Genomic DNA, 19,167 nt, shown 5'->3' with positions numbered 1-19,167 from the left:
GGCCGCTGCTCGCACCCGTGGCGGTAACGGCCCAGCCTGTGCCCGGCCCCACCGCGGACACGGCAAAGGACGATGAAGTCCTCGGTGGCGGCGTAGCGGCCGGTGGTCCGCGCGTGTGAGCCACCTCCTGCACCCACGCACGGCGTTGCCCGGCCGGAAGCCGGCCGGGCAACGGTCTGCCTGCGTGGCCTAGACGGCGAACTCGACCGGCAGGCTGTCCAGCCGGGACTCCCAGGTGGAGGCGGTCGAGCTGAGTTCTTCCGGCGGCACAGCCAGGCGCAGGTCCGGCAGCCGGTGCAGCAGGACGTCCACGCCGATCTCGATGATGGACTGGCCGATGTTCTGCCCCGGGCACTCGTGCGGTCCGGCGCTGAACGCCAGGTGCGACTGGTTGCCCTGCACGGCGACGGCCGAGTCGGGCCGTACCTCCGGGTCGAGGTTGCCGGCGGCCAGGCCCAGGACGAGCAGTTCTCCCTCCTGGACGTGATGGCCTCCGAGCTCCAGGTCGGCGGTTGCGAACCGGCCCGGCAGCACGGACAGCGGCGGGGTGTCCCACATGACCTCTTCCACCACTGAGGAGATGTCCAGCTCCCCACTGACCAGACCGGACAGCCGGGCGGCGTCGGTGAGGACCCGTTGCAGGACTCGGGCCAGCAGGTTGCTGGTGGTGGTGTGCGCGGCGATCAGCACCAGGCGCAGATGGCTGACGACCTCGTCGTGGTCGAGGCCGGCGGGGTGCTCCAGCAGGGCCGTGGCGAAGTCGGAGCCCGGCTCGGCCCGCTTGCGCTCGGCGAGTTCCGCGAGGATCTGCATGATCCGGTCGTTGTGCTCGAGGGCGCCCTCACCGCCCTTGAAGACCTGGGCGCACGACTCGATCAGGCGTAGCCCGTCCGCCGCGGGAAGGCCCAGCATCCTGGTGAGCACGAGCATCGGCAGTTGCTCGGCGTAGTCGGCCACGAGGTCGGCGCGCCCGGCGTCGGCGAACGCGTCGATCTGCTTGTTCGCGAAGTGCGTGACGTGCCGCCGGATGCCCCGGACGGCCGCCGCCTGCAGCCCGTCAGTGACGGCGCCGCGCAGCCTGCGGTGCGGTTCGCCGTCCTGGGACACACAGTCGGGGCGCCAGCCGACCATCGGCATGATCGGCGAGGTCTCCTCGATCCGGCCCTCGCGCCAGTCCCGCCAGATCCGGGCGTCCCGGCTGTACTGGCGGGGGTTGTCGAGCACCCGCCGGTTGTCGCGGTAGCCGAGGACGAGCCAGGCCGGTACGTCGCCTTCGAGCAGCACCGGCGCGACGGAGCCGTGTTCCTTGCGCAGCCGCTCGTAGATGCCCGTGGGGTCGGTCGCGGCCTCCGGCCCGTACAGCCGGGTGAGTTCGGCCCCGTGGTGGGCGACGGGGCAGCCTCGCACAACCTGGAGGCCGTTGTCGGTCTGATCGTTCATCGGGGCTCCAGGGCCACGGCCGAGCGTTCCTTCAGGTGGTGGATGAGGGCGACGAGGACGTCACGGCTGGAGGCCCGGTCGCGGGCGTCGAAGGCCACGACCGGGGTGTGCTCGGGGATGTCCAGGGCGTCCCGGATCTCCTCGACCGGGTAGTTCCGGGAGTCGGGGAAGACGTTCAGCGCGACGACGAACGGGACGTCCTGCCGCTCCATCTCCTCGATCGCCCGGAAACTGGATTCCAGGCGGCGCGTGTCCACCAGGACGATCGCGCCGAGCGCCCCCTTGAACAGCCCGTTCCACAGGAACCAGAACCGTTCCTGGCCCGGCGTGCCGAAGAGGTAGAGCACCAGGCTCTCGTTGATGCCGATCTTGCCGAAGTCCAGGCTGACGGTGGTCTGCGTCTTGTCGGCGACGCCGATGAGATCGTCGACGTCGACGCTGGCCTGGGTGAGGGTCTCCTCGGTGGTGAGCGGCTTGATGTCGCTGACCGACCGGACCATGGTGGTCTTCCCGGTACCGAACCCGCCGGCGATCATCACCTTCACCGAGCGGGTGTCCCCGGCCGCCCGCCCTCCGGGTTGGTCAAAGCCTTTCAAGTCCACTGAGTACCTCCTCAAGGAGCGCGAGGTCGGGCCCGCGGCCGGCGTCGTGTGCCGGGATGGGGTCACGGGCTTCGACGCGACCTGCGTCCAGCAGGTCCGACAGCAGCACGGCGAGAATGTTGAAGGGCAGTCCGAGGTGGGCGCCGAGTTCGGCGACCGACAGCGGATCGCGGCAGCGGCGGAGGATCTCCTCGTGCTCGTGCTGCATGCCCGGTAACGGGGCGGCGCGGGCGACGACGAGAGTCGCCACGTCGAGGCTCGACGCCGAACCGCCCGGTCCGCTGCGCCCTCCGGTGAGGACGTAGTAGCGCTCGAGACCGGACGGGTCGGACGGCCTGCGGGGAGCACTCATCCAGAGTGCTCCTCCAGGCGCGGAGTGGTGCCGAGGAGCTCACCCATCCTGCGTGCCAGGTCCCTCATCTGGTGCCCGAGCAGGCCCTGGTCGAGGCCCTCCCTGGCGAGGACACCGAGGTACGTCTCCACACCGGCGCGGACGACGAAGAGGTGCCCGCCGTCGACCTCGATCATCGCGAGGCGCAGTTGCCCGGCGTACTTGGGGAACTGCTCGGCGACCGGCTGGGCCAGCGCCTGGAGGCCGGCCACCACGGCGGCGAAGCGGTCGACGTCGTCGGGGTCTTCGGCGCCGTAGGAGGTGATGGCCTTGCCGTCGCTGGAGGCCACCAGGGCGAAACTGATCTCCTGGATGCTTTCGACGAGATCGCGGAGCGCCCAGCTCACATCTGTTCCTTGCTGCGTCATGAGGACTAGTCGCTCTCTTCGGTGCGGTGCTCGGTGGACTCGCGTCCGGCGGTGGTGTCGCGGTCGTCGGCCGCGCGGGATGCCTCTTCGGCGTCGCGTCCGGCGGTGGCGAAGGCCGCGAGGCCGGAGAAGGAGGCGTCCGGCGGGACGGCGGAGACGGTGCTCCGGTCGGTCCCCTCGGCCTGCCGGGGCCCGTCCGTCTCGTTCCGCTTGTTGCGGCGCCGGGGCAGTCCGCCGGGGGTGGTCTCCACGCTTTGCGTCTGCGCCGCCGGTGCCGTCTCGCGGGCCGGGGCGGCCGCGGCGGGGCGGGCCTCCGGGGCGGGCGCGGCCTGGGCGGTCGCGGCCGCGGGCATCGGGCTGAAGTACTTGTGGGGAACCACGACCACCACGGAGGTGCCGAGCCACGGCGAGTCCGCGAAGGTGACACGGATGCCGTAGCGGCGGGCCAGGGCGCCGACGACGCGCAGACCGATGCTCGCGTCCTCGGTGATGCCGCCGAGGCCCGCGCCGGGCGCGGTGCCGGCCAGGGCGTGCTCGGCCTCGCGCTTCTTCTCCTCGCTCAGGCCCTTGCCGGAGTCCTGGATCTCGATGCCGACGCCGTTGGGGACCTCCTTGCCGGAGATGAGCACCGGCTCGGTGGGCGGCGAGTAGCGGGCCGCGTTGTCGAGGAGGTGGGCGAAGATCAGCGTGAGGTGGTCCACGAGGCCGCCGTCGACGCCGAGTTCGGGCAGGTGGCGCACCTGGACGCGGTGGAAGTCCTTGATCCGGCCGATGCCGCCACGCACCACGCTCAGCAGCCGCTGCGGTTCCTGCCACTGGCGTCCCGGACGGTCCGAGCCGCCGAGTACACCGATGCTCGCGGCGAGCGAGTCGGCGGGGCCGAGTGCCTGGTCGAGCTCCATCAGACCGCGGGCGACGGCCGGGAGCCTGCCGTGCTCGCCCTGCATCTCGTGGAGTCGGCCGCGGAGCTTGCTGGTCAGGACGTGGATGCGGTTGCCGATGCTGATCACGGCCTGCTCGGCGGTGGTCGAGCGGTCGAACTCCGCCTCGAGGCCGATCAGGGCCGTGCGCAGCAGCTTGCGCAGTTCGGCCTGGAGGTCGGCGCTGACCTTCGCGCACTGGTTGACGGTCGGCAGGACGTCGTCGATGGCCTCGCCGGAACGCAGCCTGGCCATGGCGTCGGGCAGTTGCTCGTCGGCGAGCCGGGCGACCGCGGCGAGCTGGTGGGACAACTGCTCCTGCCAGACCTCGGCCTGGTCGGCGAGCTGGGCCTCGTAGGACCTGGCCTGCTCGGTCAGCCGTTCCTCGTACGCCCGGGACTGGTCGGCGAGTTGCGACTCGTACGTGGCGCTCTGCTCGGCGAGGCGCCGTTCGTAGGCCGCGTTCTGCTCGGTGAGCTGGGACTCCAGGGTGACGCGCTCGGCGGAGAACTTCCGTTCCAGGCCCGCCACGTGCTGCTGCCACTGCTGGTTGTGTTCGGCCTGTGTGGCGCGGAAGGAACCCTCCGCGCGGCTCAGTTGGGCCCGGGTGCGCAGCAGCAGGCGTACGCACACGGCACCGGCCGCCGTCGCCGCGACACCGGCGACGGCCGTGGTTAGTCGCTCCGAGCTCATGAACGTGGCGGCAACCGTCCCGCCTCCCAAGCCCAGTGGCATCAACCACCAGCTGTACCAGGCGACAGGGGCCCGCGCCGCCGGTGGCGGAGTGGCGAGTTCCATCTGCATCCTTCGAAGCAACACGAACGAACAGGGGGGGGTGGACCGCACTCATGAGTACGCACCGCGAGTCGGCCGGACGCGATCGCCTCAACTCGCAGCGCCGATGGGAACCTTATCGGGTTTGAAGCCGAGAGGATCAAACTCATCCCCCGCCGGACGTGAGGGTTCTGTCACGCTCCGACAGAAAGCAACAGGTCGACAAATGGCTCTGCTGATATGTCCAGTTGGGCGGGCACCGGGACCTGCCCGGGTCAGCGGGTGGTCTGGAACGTGCGGCGGTACGCCTGCGGGGTCACCCCGATCGCCGCGTTCAGGTGCTGGCGCAGGGAGGCGCCGGTCGCGAAGCCGACCCGGCCCGCGATCTGGTCCACGGTGAGGTCGCTGGACTCCAGCAGATGCCGGGCCCGGGCCACCCGCTGCTGGATCAGCCAGCGGCCGGGGCTGAGTCCCACCTCGTCGTGGAAGCGGCGGGCGAAGGTGCGCAGGCTCATCCGGGCGTGGCCGGCGAGGTCGGCAAGGGTGAGCGGTTCACCGAGGCGCTCCAGGGCCCAGGAGCGGGTGGCCGCGGTGCTCGCGGCGCCCTGTTCGGGGACGGGCTGTTCGATGTACTGGGCCTGGCCGCCGTCCCGGAACGGCGGGACCACGCAGCGGCGGGCGACGGTGTTGGCCAGCCGACTGCCGTGGTCCTTGCGGACCAAGTGCAGGCAGATGTCCACGCCGGAGGCGGCTCCGGCGGAGGTGAGGATCGGATGGTCGTCGACGAACAGCACGTCCGGGTCGAGGTCGACGTGCGGGAACATGCGCCGGAAGCGGTCGGCGACCCGCCAGTGGGTGGTCGCCCTGCGCCCGTCGAGCAGTCCGGCGGCGGCCAGGACGAAGGCGCCGGTGCAGATGGAGACGATGCGCGTCCCGGGGCGGATGAGCGCGAGCGCGGCCAGGACCTTGTCGGGCACGTCGTCGCTCAGATGGGCCGGCGCGACGGGGGCGATCACCACGGTGTCGGCCGTGGCGAGGACTTCGGGGCCGTGTTCCACGGTGATGCCGAAGTCCGCCTCGGTGCGCACGGGTCCGCCGTCGACCGAGCAGGTCAGAACCTCGTACCGACCGTCGGCCGCGCCCAGGATCCGGCTGGGGATGCCCAGTTCGAACGGGTACACGCCGTCCAGGGCCAGGACCACCACTCGCTCACGCCGCATGGCACGATCCTATCGAAGGTTGGCAATCCTGCCATTGGCGGGCCGGGCGCGGGCGGGCACGCTGGATGACCATGAGCACTCAGAACACGATGCGAGCCATCAGCCAGGACGTCCTCGGCGGCCCCGAGGCCCTGAAGGAAGTGGAAGTCGAGCGCCCGGAACCCCGGCCGAACGAGGTGCTGGTCCGGGTGCGGGCCGCCGGGGTCAACCCGACCGACTGGAAGCACCGCGCCACGGGCGGTTTCCTGGGCGAGCCGCCCTTCGTCCTCGGCTGGGACGTCTCCGGGGTGGTGGAGGCGGTCGGTATCGGCGTCGCGGCGTTCGCGCCCGGTGACGAGGTCTTCGGCATGCTGCCGTATCCGTTCGGGCACGGCTCGCACGCCGAGTACGTGATCGCTCCGGTCCGCGCCCTCGCGCGCAAGCCGGCCGGGATCGACCACGTCCAGGCGGGCGCGCTCCCGCTGGTGTCGCTGACCGCCTGGCAGGCGCTGGTCGAGCACGCCGACCTGAAGCCCGGGCAGCGGGTGCTGATCCACGCCGCGGCGGGCGGGGTCGGGCACGTGGCGGTGCAGATCGCCAAGACGCGCGGCGCCCATGTGATCGGCACCGCGAGCGCGGGCAAGCACGAGTTCCTGCGGGAGATCGGCGTGGACGAGGCGGTGGACTACCGGGAGACGGACTTCACCGAGGCCGTGAAGGACGTCGACGTCGTCCTGGACACGATCGGCGGCGACAACGCCCTGCGCTCGCTGCGCGTGCTGCGCCCGGGTGGGGTCGTGGTGTCGATCCTGCCGGTGGGCTCGGACGACTTCTACCGGGAGGCCGAGCGGCTCGGTGTGCGAGCGGTCCGGATGCTGGTCGACGCCGACCGAACCGGCATGGAGACGATCGCGGAACTCGCCGGGACGGGCAGGCTCCGCGCCACGATCGCCGGAACCTTCCCGCTGGCCGCCGCAGCAGAGGCCCACGCCTCGGGCGACACGGGCCGGACGACGGGGAAGCTGGTGCTGGTGAACGACTGACCGGAACGGCCGGGCGGGCCCTTCCGGTCGGCCCGCCTGCCGTCCGGCCGCTCACGGCCGACCGTGCCGGGTCTCCCGGCCGGTGTCGGCGCCGGATCTTGTGGCGAGGCTGCACGGACCCGGCAGCGCCGGACGGCCCCTTCCGGTCGGCCCCGTCTGTCGTACGGCCGCTCACGGTCGGCCGCCTCGGACCCGCCAGCCGGCGGCGAGCGCCGGGCGAGCCCTTCCAGCAGGTCACCTGCCTACGGGCGCTCACGGTCGGCCGTAGGCCTGGTCTCCCGGCTGGTGGCGAGCGCCGGATGACTGGTGAGATGCCACGGCCTCGGCAGCGCCGGACCGCCGAGGCGGCAGAGCCGTGCAACAACCCGCGCACCAGTCGACGCTCCGCGGCCGGCCAGCTGCTCACCGGCAGGCCGTGCCGCGACCTCCCCGCCACCGGCGAACCCCGGGTCCAGTGGCGCGGCGCCACGGCCCCGGCAGCGCCGGACCGCCGAGGCGGCAGAGCCGTGCAACAACCCGCGCACCAGTCGACGCTCCGCGGCCGGCCAGCTGCTCACCGGCAGGCCGTGCCGCGACCTCCCCGCCACCGGCGAACCCCGGGTCCAGTGGCGAGGCGCCACGGCCCCGGCAGCGCCGGACCGCCGAGGCGGCAGAGCCGTGCAACAACCCGCGCACCGGACGACGCGCCCCAGCCGGCCAGCTGCTCACGACTGGCCGCGCCTGGCCCCTCGGCCGGTGGCGAACGCCGAAGGGCACCAGCGATGTGACACGGGCTCGGCGGCGCGGGACCGCCGGGCCCGCAGAGGCGTGCGACGGACGGTGTGCCGGATGGTGGTGGCCGGACGGTCGGCTCGGAGGTGGGTGGCGCCGGTCACCCGGCCCCACCGATCACAAGGCGCGACCGGCTGGCGGCGGCGCTGCGTCAGGCCACCGGGCCGCAGGTTACGACCGGTGGCCTGACGGGGTCTCGGCGGCCCGAGCCGTCAGCCGACCGACGGGCCCTCGGTCGGTCGTGTCAGAACGTCAGGACCGGCTTGATCGTCTTGCCCGACCTCATGTCCTGAACGGCCCGGTCGATGTCCTCGAAGGGATACGTGCCGATCAGGCGGTGCAGCGGGAGCCGGCCGTCCTTCACCAGGCGGACCAGGGCGGGGATCATCGCCTGGGTCTCGCTGTCGCCGAGGGTGAGGCCGACGATCCGCTTGCCGCCGAGCAGGCCGTTGACGTCCAGGGCGACCTCGGTGCCGAAGGGCGGGGCGCCGACCACGACCAGGGTGCCGCGGGCGGCGAGCGCGTCGACGCCCTGGCGCAGGACGCCGACGTTGCCCGTGGTCTCCACGACACCGTCCGCGCCCTGGCCGCCGGTGATCTCGGCGAGGGCCGGAACGAGGTCCGTCCCGCTCGTGTCGACGGTGTGCGTGGCGCCCAGTTCCCTGGCCAGCGAGAGGCGTTCGGCGATCCGGTCGACGGCGACGATCCGCGTGGCCGGGGTGAGGGCCGCCGCCATCACGGCCGACAGGCCGACCGCTCCGGCGCCCAGGACGACGACCGTGCTGCCGGTGTCCGGCTTCAGGACGTTCCAGACGGCACCCACACCGGTCTGCACGCCGCAGCCCAGCGGGGCGATGGACTCCAGCGGCACGTCCGGGTCGACCTTGACGAGACTGCGCTCGTCGGCGAGCGCCCGCTCGGCGAAGGAGGACTGGCCGAAGAAGTGGCCGCCCAGGGCCTCTCCCCCACGGCTGATGGTGCTCGTGCCGTCGGCCCGGCTGCCGCCGAGCAGGTTCAGCGGCAGCCAGGTCGCGCAGTACGCGGGGTGCCCGCCGCGGCAGTTGCGGCAGTCGCCGCAGGAGGTGAAGGAGAGCAGGACGTGGTCGCCGGGCGTGACGCCGGTGACGGCGGAGCCGACGGCCTCGACGACGCCCGCGCCCTCGTGGCCGAGGACCCCGGGCAGCGGGAAGGGCAGTCCGCCGCTCGCCACACCGAGGTCGGTGTGGCACAGGCCGGTGGCGACCATACGGACCAGCGCCTCGTGCGGGCCGGGTTCGTCGAGGACGACGTCGGAGAGAGTGAAGGGCGCTCCGCCGGACTCGACGACCGCGGCACGGGTGGTGGTGGGCATCGCAAGAGCTCCTTGACGGTGTCTCAGTCGAGCGAGACGACGACGGACTTGACCTTGGTGTAACCGGCGAGGGCCTCGGGCCCGTACTCGCGGCCGTAGCCGGAGTCCTTCACGCCGCCGAAGGGCACCGCCGGGTCGAGCATCGCCCAGTCGTTGACCCAGACGATGCCGGCCTGGAGCCGGTCGGCGACCCGGTGCGCCCGGGCGAGGTGGGTGGTCTGGATGCCCGAGGCCAGGCCGTAGGGGGTGGAGTTGGCGAGGGCGACGGCCTCGTCCTCGTCGTCGAAGGGCTGCACGGTGAGGACCGGGCCGAAGATCTCCTCCTGGATCACCCGGGAGTCGTTCGACAGGTCGGCGATGACGGTCGGCTTGTAGTAGTAGCCGCCGTCCAGGTCGAGCCGCTCGCCGCCGCAGACGACCCGGGCGCCCTCCTTGCGGGCCAGGGCGACGTACTCCTCGACCTTCTTCAGGTGCTTCTCGGCCGCCATCGGGCCGATGACCGTGGCCGGGTCGCGCGGGTCGCCGACCGGCACACCGGGTACGGCCTCGGCGAGGATGCCGAGCAGAGCGGGGTAGACCGAGCGGGCCACCAGCAGGCGCGGTCCGCCCATGCAGAACTGGCCGGTGTTGAAGACGAAGCCCTTGATGACCGCGCCCACCGCCTTCTCCAGGTCGGCGTCCTCGAAGACGATGTGGGCCGCGTTCCCGCCGAGCTCCATGGTGACGGGCTTGAGGGCCTCGCCGGCGACGCTCGCCACATGCCGGCCGATCGCGGTGGAGCCGGTGAAGGCGACCTTGTCGACACCGCGGTGGCGCAGCAGCGCCTCGCCGGCCACCGGTCCGCTGCCGGTCACGACGTTCACCACGCCGTCCGGTACACCCGCCTCCTGGAACAGCCGGGCCATGTACAGGGCGCTCAGCGGGGTCTCGTCGGCGGGCTTGTGGACGACGGTGTTGCCGGCCGCCAGCGCGGGGCCGAGCTTGCTGCCGGCGAGGATCAGCGGGAAGTTGAACGGAGTGATCGCGGCGACCACGCCGAGCGGCTCGCGCTTGGTGTAGGCGAGGGCGTTCATGGGGGTGTCGCGCAGGGCGCCGTCCTGGCTCTGCGCGAGGTTCGCGAAGTACTCGTAGTCGTTGGCCGCGTTCGTCACGTCGACCGCGCCGCACAGCGTGATCGGCTTGCCGACGTCGAGGCTCTCCAGTGCGGCGATCTCGTCGGCGTTCTCGCGGATCAGCTGGGCGACGCGGTGCAGCACCCGGCCCCGCTCGCGGCCGCTCAGACCGGACCAGGCGCCGTCGTCGTAGGCCTCGCGAGCGGCCCGTACGGCCGCGTCGACGTCGGCCGGGCCCGCCTCCGCGACGGTGGTGACGACCGTGCCCCGGGACGGGTCGACCACCTCGGTACGCGCCCCGTCGGCGGCCTCGCGCCACTGCCCCCCGATGAACAGCTGTCCGGGTTCCCTCTCGAACGTGGTCATCGCCACTCCTCAGCGTCGTCGCCAAGATTTCAACAAACAGGATTCCTGTTGGTTCGCAGTCTCTTTACAGACAGGTTTCCTGTCAATGCTCTAGCCTGCATCCATGCTGGACGCACAGATGACCAAGGCGCCCCCTTCCCTGCTCTACATGGTCAAGCAGGTGGAGCTCGTCGTGCGCTCCCATCTGGACGAGCTGGTCAGACCCTCCGGGATCACCGCTCTCCAGTACACCGCGCTGACCGTCCTGGAACGGCACGACGGACTGTCGGCGGCCCAGCTGGCGCGCGACTCCTTCGTCACCGCGCAGTCCATCGCCGACCTCGTCCGCTCCCTGGAGGGCCGCGGGCTGGTGCGCCGGGAGCGCAACCCCCGCAACCGCCGCGAGCTGCTGATCCTGCTCACCGACGCCGGCCGGGAGCTGCTCGCACGGCACGCCGGGCCCGTCCGGGAGCTGGAGGAGCGAATGGTGCGCGACCTCACGGCGCACCAGACCGAGCAGTTCCGCCAGGCCCTGACCAAGGCCTGGCACGCCCTGTCGTAACCCGGGATACACCCCGGGATCACGCCCGCACTCACGCCCGCGCACGCCCCGGCGCGAACCTCGGCCAACTCGGGCGCAATTCAGAGACATATGTCAATCGAACATGCTCAAATTCACTCGTTGGAGGGTAACTTGCAGGGCGGGGAACGGTTCTGAGGACCGCCGCCCCTCCCCACGCACGGAGCAGGCTGGAGGCGATCTCGTCGTGCGGCAGGAACCTGCACCGCTCACCCGGCATCTGCGCGTCCGCCAGGAACGAGGGCACACGGTGCTGGAGTTCCGTGGCGAGATCGACATCGCCGCGGCCACGCAGATCGCCCCGCACCTGGACCGGGAGACGAACCGCCGCGCCGCCCGGGTCGTGATCGACCTCAGCCGGATCGAGTTCTTCGACTGCTCGGGCCTGCGGCTGCTGTACCGGGCCAGGAGCCGGGTGCTCGACCGGGACGGGCAACTGCTCCTCGTCTGCGCCCACCCGTTGACGCTGCGCGTCCTGCGGATCACCGGCCTGGCCCGGGTGCTGCCCCCGCAGCCGACGCTGGACGCGGCCCTGGAGCAGCCGGAGGCGGCGTCCGGCCCGGTGTGATGCCCGAGTGCGCCCTTCAGTGCTTCCGCTGGCGTCCTCCATCCTCAACCGGCCGGTCTGGCACGGCTCGTGGCGGGCATCCGGACAGTAGGAAGGAGGGCCGTCGCATGACGACTCCCGTCAAGCGTCTCCCCAGGCGCGTGCCCGGCTGGGCCAAGGTGGTGGGCGCGCTCGTGCTGGTGCTCGTCGTGTTCTTCGCCGGGCTCCGGCTGAGCGTGATCCCGGGCCTGAAGGACCTGTTCGGCACCGAGACCCAGGACCGGTCCGGCCCCGCGCTGCTGAAGTCCATCCAGGACCTCAGCCGTTACGACGCCGCCTCCGGCAACTTCCAGGTCGTCGTGGACCTGGAGAAGGACGCCAAGTTCCTCCCCGACGCGATCCGCGGCACCCGCACCCTGTACGTGGGTGCGGGCACCGTCGACGCCTACGTCGACCTGGGCAAGGTCGGCGACGACGACGTGCAGGTCAACGGCGACCGCACGTCCGCCACGCTCCGGCTGCCCCACGCCCAACTGGGCAGGCCGGCCCTCGACCCCGACCGTTCCTACGCCGTCTCCAAGCAGCGGGGTCTCTTCGACCGCCTCGGCGACCTCTTCTCGGACAACCCCAACGGCGAACAGGCCGTGCAGAAACTCGCGGTACGGCACATCGGCGACGCGGCGAAGGAGAGCGAGCTGACGGCCCGCGCCGAGAGCAACACCACCGGCATGCTCGAAGGCCTGCTGCGATCCCTGGGCTTCAAGGAGGTGCGCGTCTCGTACGGGGGCTGAGGGACCCGGCGGGGCGCGGGAAACCGTGGCCGGGAACGGCCTGTGGTGGCATCGTCGGCGCGGCCGTGGGTAACCGCCTTTACCACTCGGGGTGTTGAAGACTGGAGGACAGAATGGCCGGTACAGCCTCACGTCTCCGTACGGCCGGCCCCGGCCGCGAGCGACGCCCGCTGCCGCTGCCCGTCCGGCTGCTGGCGACACTGTGCGCCTTCGCTTTCATGGTGGCCTTCGCCGTGGTGCTGGCCCGGCTGACCCTCCAGCCCTCGCCCGCGTCGGAGGCGCTGACCCACACCAATCTGCATCCGGGCCGTTCGCTCAAGGCCTATCTCGACCAGCCGGAACTGCGGGACGCCGTCCGCCAGATCGGCGGCAACATCCTGCTGGGCGTCCCCTTCGGCGTCCTCGTGCCCGTCGTAGCGCCGCGCACCCGCGGCATCCTGCGCGTGCTGCTGCTGACAGCCGTGGTGATGCTGCTGGTGGAGTTCGCCCAGGGCGCGCTGGTCACCGGCCGTGCCTTCGACATCGACGACGTCATCCTGAACACCGCGGGCGCGCTGGTCGGTTACCTGCTGCTGGGGCGCCGGCTGAGCCGCGCGGTCCATGCGCGCAGGCCCCGCGGCGGCCGGGCGGGGAAGAAGCCTGCTTCGGGGAAGTCCTAGGGCACGGTCCAATCCCTAGTGCACGGTCCAGGTGAACTTGTCGCCGCCGACCCAGCGGACCACGTCCGGATCGTCCAGGTCGTGGACCGTGATGCCGAACGCGGCGGCGGCCGCCAGGACGTCGGTGACGGCCTTGGCCTCCCCGACCACCTGGCCGTCGATCGCCACGATCCGGAACGGCGGTGTGCCCGGCTGCACCCCGAGCACCATGATCCGCGGGTGGGATATGTACGGGCTCGCGCTTTCGGTCATGCATCGAGCGTAGAGCGCATCCGGCGGTAGTGCGGAGTCAGGCACCGGGGGGCCGGGCCGGCGGGTCCGCTCAGGGGCGGCGCCAGTCGTCGCTCGTCAGGTGCGAGCCGGCCTGCGGGCCCATGCGGAGCATGCCGCCGTCGACGCTCCAGGACGCGCCGGTGACGTAGGAGGCGTCCGGGCCGGCGAGGAAGGCGATGACGGCGGCGACCTCGCGGGCGTCGCCGGGCCGTCCCAGCGGCACGCCGGGGCGGCTCTCGGTGTGCGGGTCGGTGTCCTCCTGCCCGGTCATGGGCGTGGAGATCTCGCCGGGTGCGACGGCGTTGACGGTGATGCGGTACTCCGCGAGTTCGAGCGCCATGACCTGGGTGAGCAGGCCGAGACCGCCCTTGGCGGCGCAGTACGGGGCGGCGCCCACGCGCGGCTGGTGCTCGTGGACGGACGTCACGTTGACGATCCGCCCCCCGTCGCCCTGCCGGATCATGTGCCGGGCCGCCTTCTGCCCGCACAGGAAGGGCCCGACGAGATCGACGTCGAGGACCTCGCGCACGTCGGACAGCTCCAGGTCCAGGAAGGGCGTCATGGTGCCGGTGCCGGCGTTGTTGACCAGCACGTCGATACGGCCGAGGCGTTCGCACAGCTCGTCGACGGCGTCGGCGGCCTCGGGCAGCCGCGTGAGGTCCATCCGGGCGACTTCGGCCCGCTGCCCGTGCGCCCGGACCTCCTCGGCCGTCTCCTCCGCTCCCTTGTGGTCGCTGTGCCAGGTGATGCCGACGTCCATGCCCGCCCGGGCCAGCCGTACGGCGGTGGCCCTGCCGATGCCGGAGTCGGAGCCGGTGATCACGGCGACCTTGCTGCGGGGCGCGGTGGGGGCGGACATGGCAGGCCTCCTCGTCGAGGATTCGGGACGAGGCATCGCAGTACCCGGGTGCGTACCGGGCAAACCGCGCGCCCGTCGTGCGGCCCGCCGGGCGCTGGGGAACCCTTGAGGTGGAGGTGGCGATGGATCCCGTCGAGGCACTGGACCGGATCGCCTTCCTGCTGGAGCGGTCCCTGGCGCCGACGTACCGCGTACGCGCCTTCCGTACCGCGTCCCGGGTGCTGAAGGAACTGGGCGAGGACGAGGTGCGCCGGCGGGCGGACGCCGGGTCGCTGGAGTCGCTCAAGGGGGTCGGTCCGAAGACCGCGCAGGTGGTGCGGGAGGCACTGGCCGGTGAGGTGCCCGGCTATCTGCGGAAACTGGAGGGCGAGGCGAAGGAGCCGCCGGCCGCGCGGGGCGGCGAACGGCTGCGGGCGCTGCTGCGCGGCGACTGCCATCTGCACTCCGACTGGTCGGACGGCGGCAGCCCGATCGAGGAGATGGGCCGGGCCGCGGCGGCGCTGGGGCACGAGTGGGCGGCGCTGACCGACCACTCGCCGCGCCTGACGGTGGCACGCGGGCTGTCGGCCGAGCGGCTGAGGGAGCAACTGGACGTGGTGGCGGAGCTGAACGGGACCTGGGCGCCGTTCCGGCTGCTGACCGGCATCGAGTGCGACATCCTCGAGGACGGCTCGCTCGACCAGGAGCCGGAGCTGCTGGAGCGGCTCGACGTCGTGGTGGTGTCGGTGCACTCCAAGCTGCGCATGGACGCCCGGTCGATGACCCGGCGGATGGTGGCCGCCGTTCGTGATCCGCACTCGGACGTGCTCGGGCACTGCACGGGGCGGCTGCTGACCGGGCGGGGGCGGCCCGAGTCGGAGTTCGACGCGGACGAGGTGTTCGCGGCGCTCGTGGAGACGGGCACGGCCCTGGAGATCAACAGCCGGCCGGAGCGGCTCGACCCGCCGCGACGGCTGCTGCGCCGGGCCGTGGACGCGGGTGTGCTGTTCTCCGTCGACACCGACGCGCACGCGCCGGGGCAGCTGGACTGGCAGATCAACGGGTGCGCGCGGGCGGAGGAGTGCGGTGTCCCGCCCGAGCGGGTGGTGACGACGTGGTCACTTGAAGAGGTGCTGGCCTGGACCCGTGAGCGGCGTGTGCCGTCCGGCGTGGCGAGCGGCTGAGGTGGTACCCGGCGGGCCGGAGAACAGGCCGGAGCGGAAGGGATCGCACATATGGCGAAGGCGGAACGGGCGGTCGTGTTCGACGTCGACGGCACGCTGGTCGACACCAACCATGTGCACGTCGTGACGTGGTGGGAGGCCTTCCGGCAGGCGGGCCACGACGTACCGATGCACGCCGTCCACCGGGCGGTGGGCCTGGCCTCCACCGACCTCGTCGCGCACCTGCTCGGCGAGGACCGGGACAGGGACCAGGACGCGGGGATCAGCGCCGCCCACAAGGCGCTGTACGGGCAGTACTTCGACCGGCTGACGGCGCTGCCGGGGGCGGGGGCGCTGCTGCGGCGGCTGCACCGGGACGGCTGGGCGGTGGTGCTGGCCAGCTCTGCCGGTGGCGCCGAGCTGAGCGCGCTGCGCCGGGCGATCGACGCGGACGACGCCATCACCGCCACGGCCGGCGCCGACGACGTGGACGCGGGCAAGCCGGCGCCCGAGCCCGTCGAGCACGCCCTGGACCTGGCCGGGGTGCCGGCGGAGCGGGCGGTCTTCGTCGGGGACACCGTGTGGGACATGCGGGCGGGCAGCCGCGCCGGGGTGCGCTGTGTGGGCGTCCTGTGCGGCGGCATCCCGCGCACCGACCTGGAGGGGTCCGGCGCGGACGCGATCTACGCCGACCCCGCGCACCTCCTGTCGTCCCTGCGGGACAGTCCGCTGGCATGAGCCGACGTGAAACCCTCGGTCACGCGGATACTCGCAGCGCATGACGCGTGTGACGAGCGTGGTTCGACGGGCGGCTCGCGCCTTCGGCCGCCGAAAGGACGAAGCGGCAACGGCGAGCGACACCCTCCCGACCGGGCGGCCCTGGGAGACGGCCCTCGACGAGACGACCGACAGCCGGACGGCCCAGGGGACGGCCTCCGACGAGACGACCGACAGCGAAACGGCCCAGGAGACGCGGCCCGGCGCCGCGACGCACAGCCCGTCGGCCCGAGAGGCACGGCCCGGCGCGGCGACCGCCAGCCCGTCGGAGCCGGAAATACGGCCCGGCGCAGCGAGCGGCAGCGCGGCGGACCGGTCCCGCAAGGTGATGGACAGTCGGGTCGCCGCCGATGCGCTGCGTGAGCGGATGGGTGATCTCGGGCAGGGGGTCCGCGCCACGCGGCCGCTGGACGCCGTGCGGCGGGAGGCGCGGAGGGTCGTGGAGGCCGTGCGGGCCGCCTGGCGTGGGCCGGGGCGGGAGCGGGACCTGGTCGTCCAGTCGTTGAAGGCCGCCGCGGCGGCGGTGATCGCCTGGCTGGTGGGCGGCGTCTGGATGGGAGACCCGCTGGCGCTGATGGCGCCGTGGGTCGCGCTGGTGCTGGTGCAGGCCACCGTCTACAGCTCACTCGTGCAGGGCGCGCGGCAGTTCGGGGCGATCTGCGTCGGCAGCGTGCTGGCCTCGGCGGCGCTGGCCCTCACCGGCGACACGACGGGCGCGCTCGCCCTGTCCGTACCGGTGCTGATGCTGCTCTCGAACTGGCCGCGCTTCGGCGACCAGGGCATCTACGCGGCGACCACGGCCCTGTTCACCCTCACCTCGGGCACGGTGAGCATGGCCGGCGTCGGGCACCGGGTGGGGCAGGCTGCGCTCGGTGCCGTCATCGGCGTAGCCGTCAACGCGCTCGTCCTCCCGCCGATCCATCTGCGGGACGTCCGGGAGAACCTGGCGACCCTCGCCCGGGAATCGGGCGACGTCCTGCGTTCCGTCGCCGCGGACCTGCGCGAGGGCGACTGGGACGCGCAGACCGCCGCCGGCTGGCTCAACGCCGCGGCGCGGCTGGACCACCGTCTGGACGCGTTGCGCTCGGCGCGCCGCTGGAGCCAGGAGAGCCTGCGCCTGACCGACGGCCCGCTGCGCGCCCTGCACCGCGTTCCGCACATGCCCCTGCCGCCGCCGGACGAGGACGAACGCCTCGGCCGTGTCACCGGGCACGTCACCGCCCTGACCCGGGCGCTGGCGGTGGCCGTGGACGACAGCCGCACGCCCGCCCCGCCCGAGGGCCCGGCCCTCCACTCGTACGCGGATCTGCTGGAGCTGATCGGGAACACCTGCGACACGGAGGCCGACCGCCTGCTCAACGGCAGCGCAGACCCCTGCCGGGACGACGAGGGGGAGCAGAGGATGCGGGAGCTGCACCGGTACTTGCAGGAAAGGCTGCGGGAGCACGCCGGGCTGGGAGCCGAGCACACGGCGGTGCTCGGCACACTGCTGCTCCAGGCCGAGAACCTGTGGGCCGAGATCCTTCCGGAGCAGGGGGAGCGGTGACCCACATCACCCGGCAGAGGCCCGAGTCCGGAACACCCGGAAGTAGTTCCCCGTTGAACAACACGTGGGTGCGGATGGGACCGTGTCCCGGGCCTCACCCGCCCGCCCCTTGAGCCGCCCCGGCCGTGATTCCCCCGTCCGGCCGGGGCTTTCCTCTGCCCACGTGCAATCGGCGCGACCCGGGTACTCGGTCATCCTCCGGAGGACGGTCACGGCCGAGAGGAGCGGATGGTGAGCAGCGGAACGGGCATGAGGATCGTCGTCACGGGCGCCACCGGCAACGTGGGCACCAGCGTGGTGCGCCTCCTCTCGGAGGATCCGGAGGTCGCCTCCGTGCTGGGCCTGGCCCGGCGGATCCCCGAGTGGTCGCCCCCGAAGACGGACTGGTCGGCGGTCGACCTGGCCTCCGAGAAGTCCGATGTGGCCGAGCACTTCCGCGGCGCCGACGCGATCGTCCATCTGGCCTGGGCGTTCCAGCCGACGCACGACCCGGCGGCGACCTGGCGCACCAATGTGCTCGGCAGCATGCGAGTGTTCGAGGCGGTGGCCGCCGCGGGGGTGCCGGCGCTGGTGCACGCCTCGTCGGTCGGCGCGTACTCGCCGGGTCCGAAGGACCGGGCGGTGGACGAGTCGTGGCCGACGCACGGCTGGCCGGACGCCGCGTACTGCCGCGAGAAGGCCTACCTGGAGCGCGCGCTGGACACGTTCGAGCGCGACCACCCCGAGACGCGGGTGGTGCGGATGCGACCCGCCTTCCTCTTCAAGCGGGAGTCCGCGAGCGAGCAGCGCCGGATCTTCGGCGGGCGTTTCCTGCCCGGCCCGCTGGCCCGTCCGGAGCTGCTGCCCTTCCTGCCCGACATCCCAGGGCTGCGGGTTCAGGCGCTGCACACGGACGACGCGGCGAACGCGTACCGGCTGGCCGTGCGCTCCGACGCCCGGGGCGCCTTCAATCTGGCGGCCGAGCCGCCGGTCGACGCGCAGGTGCTGGGGGAGATGCTCGGTGCGCGCCCGGTACGGCTGCCGCGCACCGCGGCCCGTTCGGCGATCGCCGCCGCCTGGGGCCTGCACCTGCTGCCCGCCTCCCCGCACCTGTTCGACGCGGTGCTGCGGCTGCCCCTGATGGACTGCACACGTGCGCGTGCGGAACTCGGCTGGCGGCCGGAGCGTACGGCGACGGAGGTGCTGGAGGAGTTCCTTCAGGGCCTTCAGCAGGGCGAGGGCGCACGGACGGAACCTATGCGGGGACGCAAGGTGGGCTGACCGCACGACCCACACGACCCTTGCCAGGACGACGACCGACCCCGCCAAGACGACCGATGGCCGCGGCCGGCCCCCACGGTCGGCTGCGGCCACCGGCGCTCACGCCGCCGGAGCGCCGAAGGGCGCTCAGGCGGAGGACTCGTCCGGCTCCGGATGCTCGGGGTGGACGGTTCCCGAGCGCGGTACTCCCTGCCGTCCCGTCCCCGCCTCGTCCGTGTCGGGGACGTCACGGGCGGGCTCATGGCCCTCGGCCTCGTCTTCGTCGTCCTTCTTCCGTTCCTTGCCGGTGCCCGTGAAGCGCGGGGCGACCTCCCACGGGTCCTCGCCGGCGTCGGCCTGCTGGTCCGGCATGTCCCGCGGCACGGGCTCACCGTTCTCGCCGGGTCCTTCGAGGCGGTGGTCGGTCACGGCGTGCTC

General features: G+C 72.6%; 20 protein-coding genes. 9 read left to right on the top strand and 11 right to left on the bottom strand.

From position 1 onward, the window contains the following. Positions 1-189: 189 nt before the first annotated feature. The 6 genes from V8690_RS39650 to V8690_RS39625 all read right to left on the bottom strand — a co-directional run bounded on the left by V8690_RS39650 (position 190) and on the right by V8690_RS39625 (position 5,715). Positions 190-1,440 carry a cytochrome P450 gene (locus tag V8690_RS39650; protein ID WP_338784852.1) on the bottom strand — a complete coding sequence of 417 codons (1,251 nt, stop codon included), beginning with the start codon at positions 1,438-1,440 and terminating at the stop codon, positions 190-192. Continuing rightward, positions 1,437-2,042: an ATP/GTP-binding protein gene (locus tag V8690_RS39645; protein ID WP_338784851.1), complete on the bottom strand. Its 606-nt coding sequence runs from the start codon at positions 2,040-2,042 to the stop codon at positions 1,437-1,439. The genes V8690_RS39650 and V8690_RS39645 overlap by 4 nt, the downstream gene beginning before the upstream one ends. After that, positions 2,023-2,394, bottom strand: coding sequence for a DUF742 domain-containing protein (locus V8690_RS39640; protein ID WP_010040608.1), 372 nt, complete (start codon positions 2,392-2,394; stop codon positions 2,023-2,025). The genes V8690_RS39645 and V8690_RS39640 overlap by 20 nt, the downstream gene beginning before the upstream one ends. After that, on the bottom strand, positions 2,391-2,801 hold the full coding sequence (locus V8690_RS39635; protein ID WP_338784850.1) for a roadblock/LC7 domain-containing protein: 411 nt from the start codon (positions 2,799-2,801) through the stop codon (positions 2,391-2,393). Before V8690_RS39635 ends, V8690_RS39640 begins: the two co-directional genes overlap by 4 nt. 5 nt (positions 2,802-2,806) lie before the next feature. Continuing rightward, positions 2,807-4,519 carry an ATP-binding protein gene (locus V8690_RS39630; protein WP_338784849.1) on the bottom strand — a complete coding sequence of 571 codons (1,713 nt, stop codon included), beginning with the start codon at positions 4,517-4,519 and terminating at the stop codon, positions 2,807-2,809. Between the two features lie 251 nt (positions 4,520-4,770). Further along, a complete protein-coding gene (locus tag V8690_RS39625; RefSeq protein ID WP_338784848.1) occupies positions 4,771-5,715 on the bottom strand; it encodes a helix-turn-helix domain-containing protein in 945 nt (314 codons plus the stop codon). Positions 5,716-5,786: 71 nt separating this feature from the next. Here V8690_RS39625 and V8690_RS39620 point away from each other — a divergent pair, with 71 nt between their 5' ends. Beyond that, a complete protein-coding gene (locus V8690_RS39620) occupies positions 5,787-6,737 on the top strand; it encodes an NADP-dependent oxidoreductase (protein ID WP_338784847.1) in 951 nt (316 codons plus the stop codon). A 1,015-nt stretch (positions 6,738-7,752) separates the two neighbouring features. Here the strand turns inward: V8690_RS39620 and V8690_RS39615 are convergent. Both V8690_RS39615 and V8690_RS39610 read right to left on the bottom strand, forming a co-directional pair. Continuing rightward, on the bottom strand, positions 7,753-8,859 hold the full coding sequence (locus tag V8690_RS39615; RefSeq protein ID WP_338784846.1) for an NAD(P)-dependent alcohol dehydrogenase: 1,107 nt from the start codon (positions 8,857-8,859) through the stop codon (positions 7,753-7,755). Positions 8,860-8,882: 23 nt separating this feature from the next. Further along, positions 8,883-10,337 carry an aldehyde dehydrogenase family protein gene (locus V8690_RS39610; RefSeq protein WP_338784845.1) on the bottom strand — a complete coding sequence of 485 codons (1,455 nt, stop codon included), beginning with the start codon at positions 10,335-10,337 and terminating at the stop codon, positions 8,883-8,885. 103 nt (positions 10,338-10,440) lie between these two features. Between V8690_RS39610 and V8690_RS39605 the strand changes: the two genes are divergently transcribed. The 4 genes from V8690_RS39605 (at position 10,441) to V8690_RS39590 (ending at position 12,893) form a co-directional block, all read left to right on the top strand. Then, positions 10,441-10,878 carry a MarR family transcriptional regulator gene (locus V8690_RS39605; RefSeq protein ID WP_338784844.1) on the top strand — a complete coding sequence of 146 codons (438 nt, stop codon included), beginning with the start codon at positions 10,441-10,443 and terminating at the stop codon, positions 10,876-10,878. A gap of 205 nt (positions 10,879-11,083) precedes the next feature. Then, positions 11,084-11,464 carry an anti-sigma factor antagonist gene (locus tag V8690_RS39600; protein ID WP_338784843.1) on the top strand — a complete coding sequence of 127 codons (381 nt, stop codon included), beginning with the start codon at positions 11,084-11,086 and terminating at the stop codon, positions 11,462-11,464. 107 nt (positions 11,465-11,571) lie between these two features. Next, on the top strand, positions 11,572-12,234 hold the full coding sequence (locus tag V8690_RS39595) for a DUF4230 domain-containing protein (RefSeq protein ID WP_338784841.1): 663 nt from the start codon (positions 11,572-11,574) through the stop codon (positions 12,232-12,234). 113 nt (positions 12,235-12,347) lie between these two features. Then, entirely contained in the window at positions 12,348-12,893 is a 546-nt protein-coding gene (locus tag V8690_RS39590; RefSeq protein ID WP_338784840.1) for a VanZ family protein, read from the top strand. Between the two features lie 15 nt (positions 12,894-12,908). Here V8690_RS39590 and V8690_RS39585 read toward each other — a convergent pair whose 3' ends face one another. Further along, positions 12,909-13,145 carry a hypothetical protein gene (locus V8690_RS39585; protein ID WP_338784839.1) on the bottom strand — a complete coding sequence of 79 codons (237 nt, stop codon included), beginning with the start codon at positions 13,143-13,145 and terminating at the stop codon, positions 12,909-12,911. 70 nt (positions 13,146-13,215) lie between these two features. After that, positions 13,216-14,025: an SDR family oxidoreductase gene (locus tag V8690_RS39580; RefSeq protein WP_338784838.1), complete on the bottom strand. Its 810-nt coding sequence runs from the start codon at positions 14,023-14,025 to the stop codon at positions 13,216-13,218. 122 nt (positions 14,026-14,147) lie between these two features. On the opposite strand from V8690_RS39580, the gene V8690_RS39575 reads away from it, so the two are divergent. From V8690_RS39575 to V8690_RS39560, 4 genes are all read left to right on the top strand, one after another. Further along, complete coding sequence (locus V8690_RS39575) at positions 14,148-15,188, top strand: PHP domain-containing protein (RefSeq protein WP_338784837.1); 1,041 nt, start codon at positions 14,148-14,150, stop codon at positions 15,186-15,188. A 51-nt stretch (positions 15,189-15,239) separates the two neighbouring features. Continuing rightward, positions 15,240-15,905, top strand: coding sequence for an HAD family hydrolase (locus V8690_RS39570; RefSeq protein WP_338784836.1), 666 nt, complete (start codon positions 15,240-15,242; stop codon positions 15,903-15,905). 406 nt (positions 15,906-16,311) lie between these two features. Then, positions 16,312-17,490, top strand: coding sequence for an aromatic acid exporter family protein (locus V8690_RS39565; protein ID WP_338785629.1), 1,179 nt, complete (start codon positions 16,312-16,314; stop codon positions 17,488-17,490). Between the two features lie 231 nt (positions 17,491-17,721). Continuing rightward, positions 17,722-18,750: an SDR family oxidoreductase gene (locus V8690_RS39560; protein ID WP_338784835.1), complete on the top strand. Its 1,029-nt coding sequence runs from the start codon at positions 17,722-17,724 to the stop codon at positions 18,748-18,750. Between the two features lie 126 nt (positions 18,751-18,876). Here V8690_RS39560 and V8690_RS39555 read toward each other — a convergent pair whose 3' ends face one another. After that, positions 18,877-19,158: a hypothetical protein gene (locus tag V8690_RS39555; protein ID WP_338784834.1), complete on the bottom strand. Its 282-nt coding sequence runs from the start codon at positions 19,156-19,158 to the stop codon at positions 18,877-18,879. Between the last annotated feature and the right edge of the window lie 9 nt (positions 19,159-19,167).

Origin of the sequence: Streptomyces sp. DG1A-41 (genome assembly GCF_037055355.1) — a bacterium.
Taxonomy (GTDB): domain Bacteria; phylum Actinomycetota; class Actinomycetes; order Streptomycetales; family Streptomycetaceae; genus Streptomyces.
Note: the sequence above shows the minus strand (reverse complement) of the source record. Positions and strands in the feature narration are given on the sequence as shown.

Excerpts from the sequence above, each read along its gene's own strand:
- V8690_RS39650 (WP_338784852.1), bottom strand. The coding sequence starts at position 1,440 with ATGAACGATCAGACCGACAACGGCCTCCAGGTTGTGCGAGGCTGCCCC.
- V8690_RS39640 (WP_010040608.1), bottom strand. The coding sequence starts at position 2,394 with ATGAGTGCTCCCCGCAGGCCGTCCGACCCGTCCGGTCTCGAGCGCTAC.
- V8690_RS39635 (WP_338784850.1), bottom strand. The coding sequence starts at position 2,801 with ATGACGCAGCAAGGAACAGATGTGAGCTGGGCGCTCCGCGATCTCGTC.
- V8690_RS39630 (WP_338784849.1), bottom strand. The coding sequence starts at position 4,519 with ATGGAACTCGCCACTCCGCCACCGGCGGCGCGGGCCCCTGTCGCCTGG.
- V8690_RS39625 (WP_338784848.1), bottom strand. The coding sequence starts at position 5,715 with ATGCGGCGTGAGCGAGTGGTGGTCCTGGCCCTGGACGGCGTGTACCCG.
- V8690_RS39620 (WP_338784847.1), top strand. The coding sequence starts at position 5,787 with ATGAGCACTCAGAACACGATGCGAGCCATCAGCCAGGACGTCCTCGGC.
- V8690_RS39615 (WP_338784846.1), bottom strand. The coding sequence starts at position 8,859 with ATGCCCACCACCACCCGTGCCGCGGTCGTCGAGTCCGGCGGAGCGCCC.
- V8690_RS39610 (WP_338784845.1), bottom strand. The coding sequence starts at position 10,337 with ATGACCACGTTCGAGAGGGAACCCGGACAGCTGTTCATCGGGGGGCAG.
- V8690_RS39605 (WP_338784844.1), top strand. The coding sequence starts at position 10,441 with ATGCTGGACGCACAGATGACCAAGGCGCCCCCTTCCCTGCTCTACATG.
- V8690_RS39595 (WP_338784841.1), top strand. The coding sequence starts at position 11,572 with ATGACGACTCCCGTCAAGCGTCTCCCCAGGCGCGTGCCCGGCTGGGCC.
- V8690_RS39590 (WP_338784840.1), top strand. The coding sequence starts at position 12,348 with ATGGCCGGTACAGCCTCACGTCTCCGTACGGCCGGCCCCGGCCGCGAG.
- V8690_RS39585 (WP_338784839.1), bottom strand. The coding sequence starts at position 13,145 with ATGACCGAAAGCGCGAGCCCGTACATATCCCACCCGCGGATCATGGTG.
- V8690_RS39580 (WP_338784838.1), bottom strand. The coding sequence starts at position 14,025 with ATGTCCGCCCCCACCGCGCCCCGCAGCAAGGTCGCCGTGATCACCGGC.
- V8690_RS39575 (WP_338784837.1), top strand. The coding sequence starts at position 14,148 with ATGGATCCCGTCGAGGCACTGGACCGGATCGCCTTCCTGCTGGAGCGG.
- V8690_RS39570 (WP_338784836.1), top strand. The coding sequence starts at position 15,240 with ATGGCGAAGGCGGAACGGGCGGTCGTGTTCGACGTCGACGGCACGCTG.
- V8690_RS39565 (WP_338785629.1), top strand. The coding sequence starts at position 16,312 with ATGGGTGATCTCGGGCAGGGGGTCCGCGCCACGCGGCCGCTGGACGCC.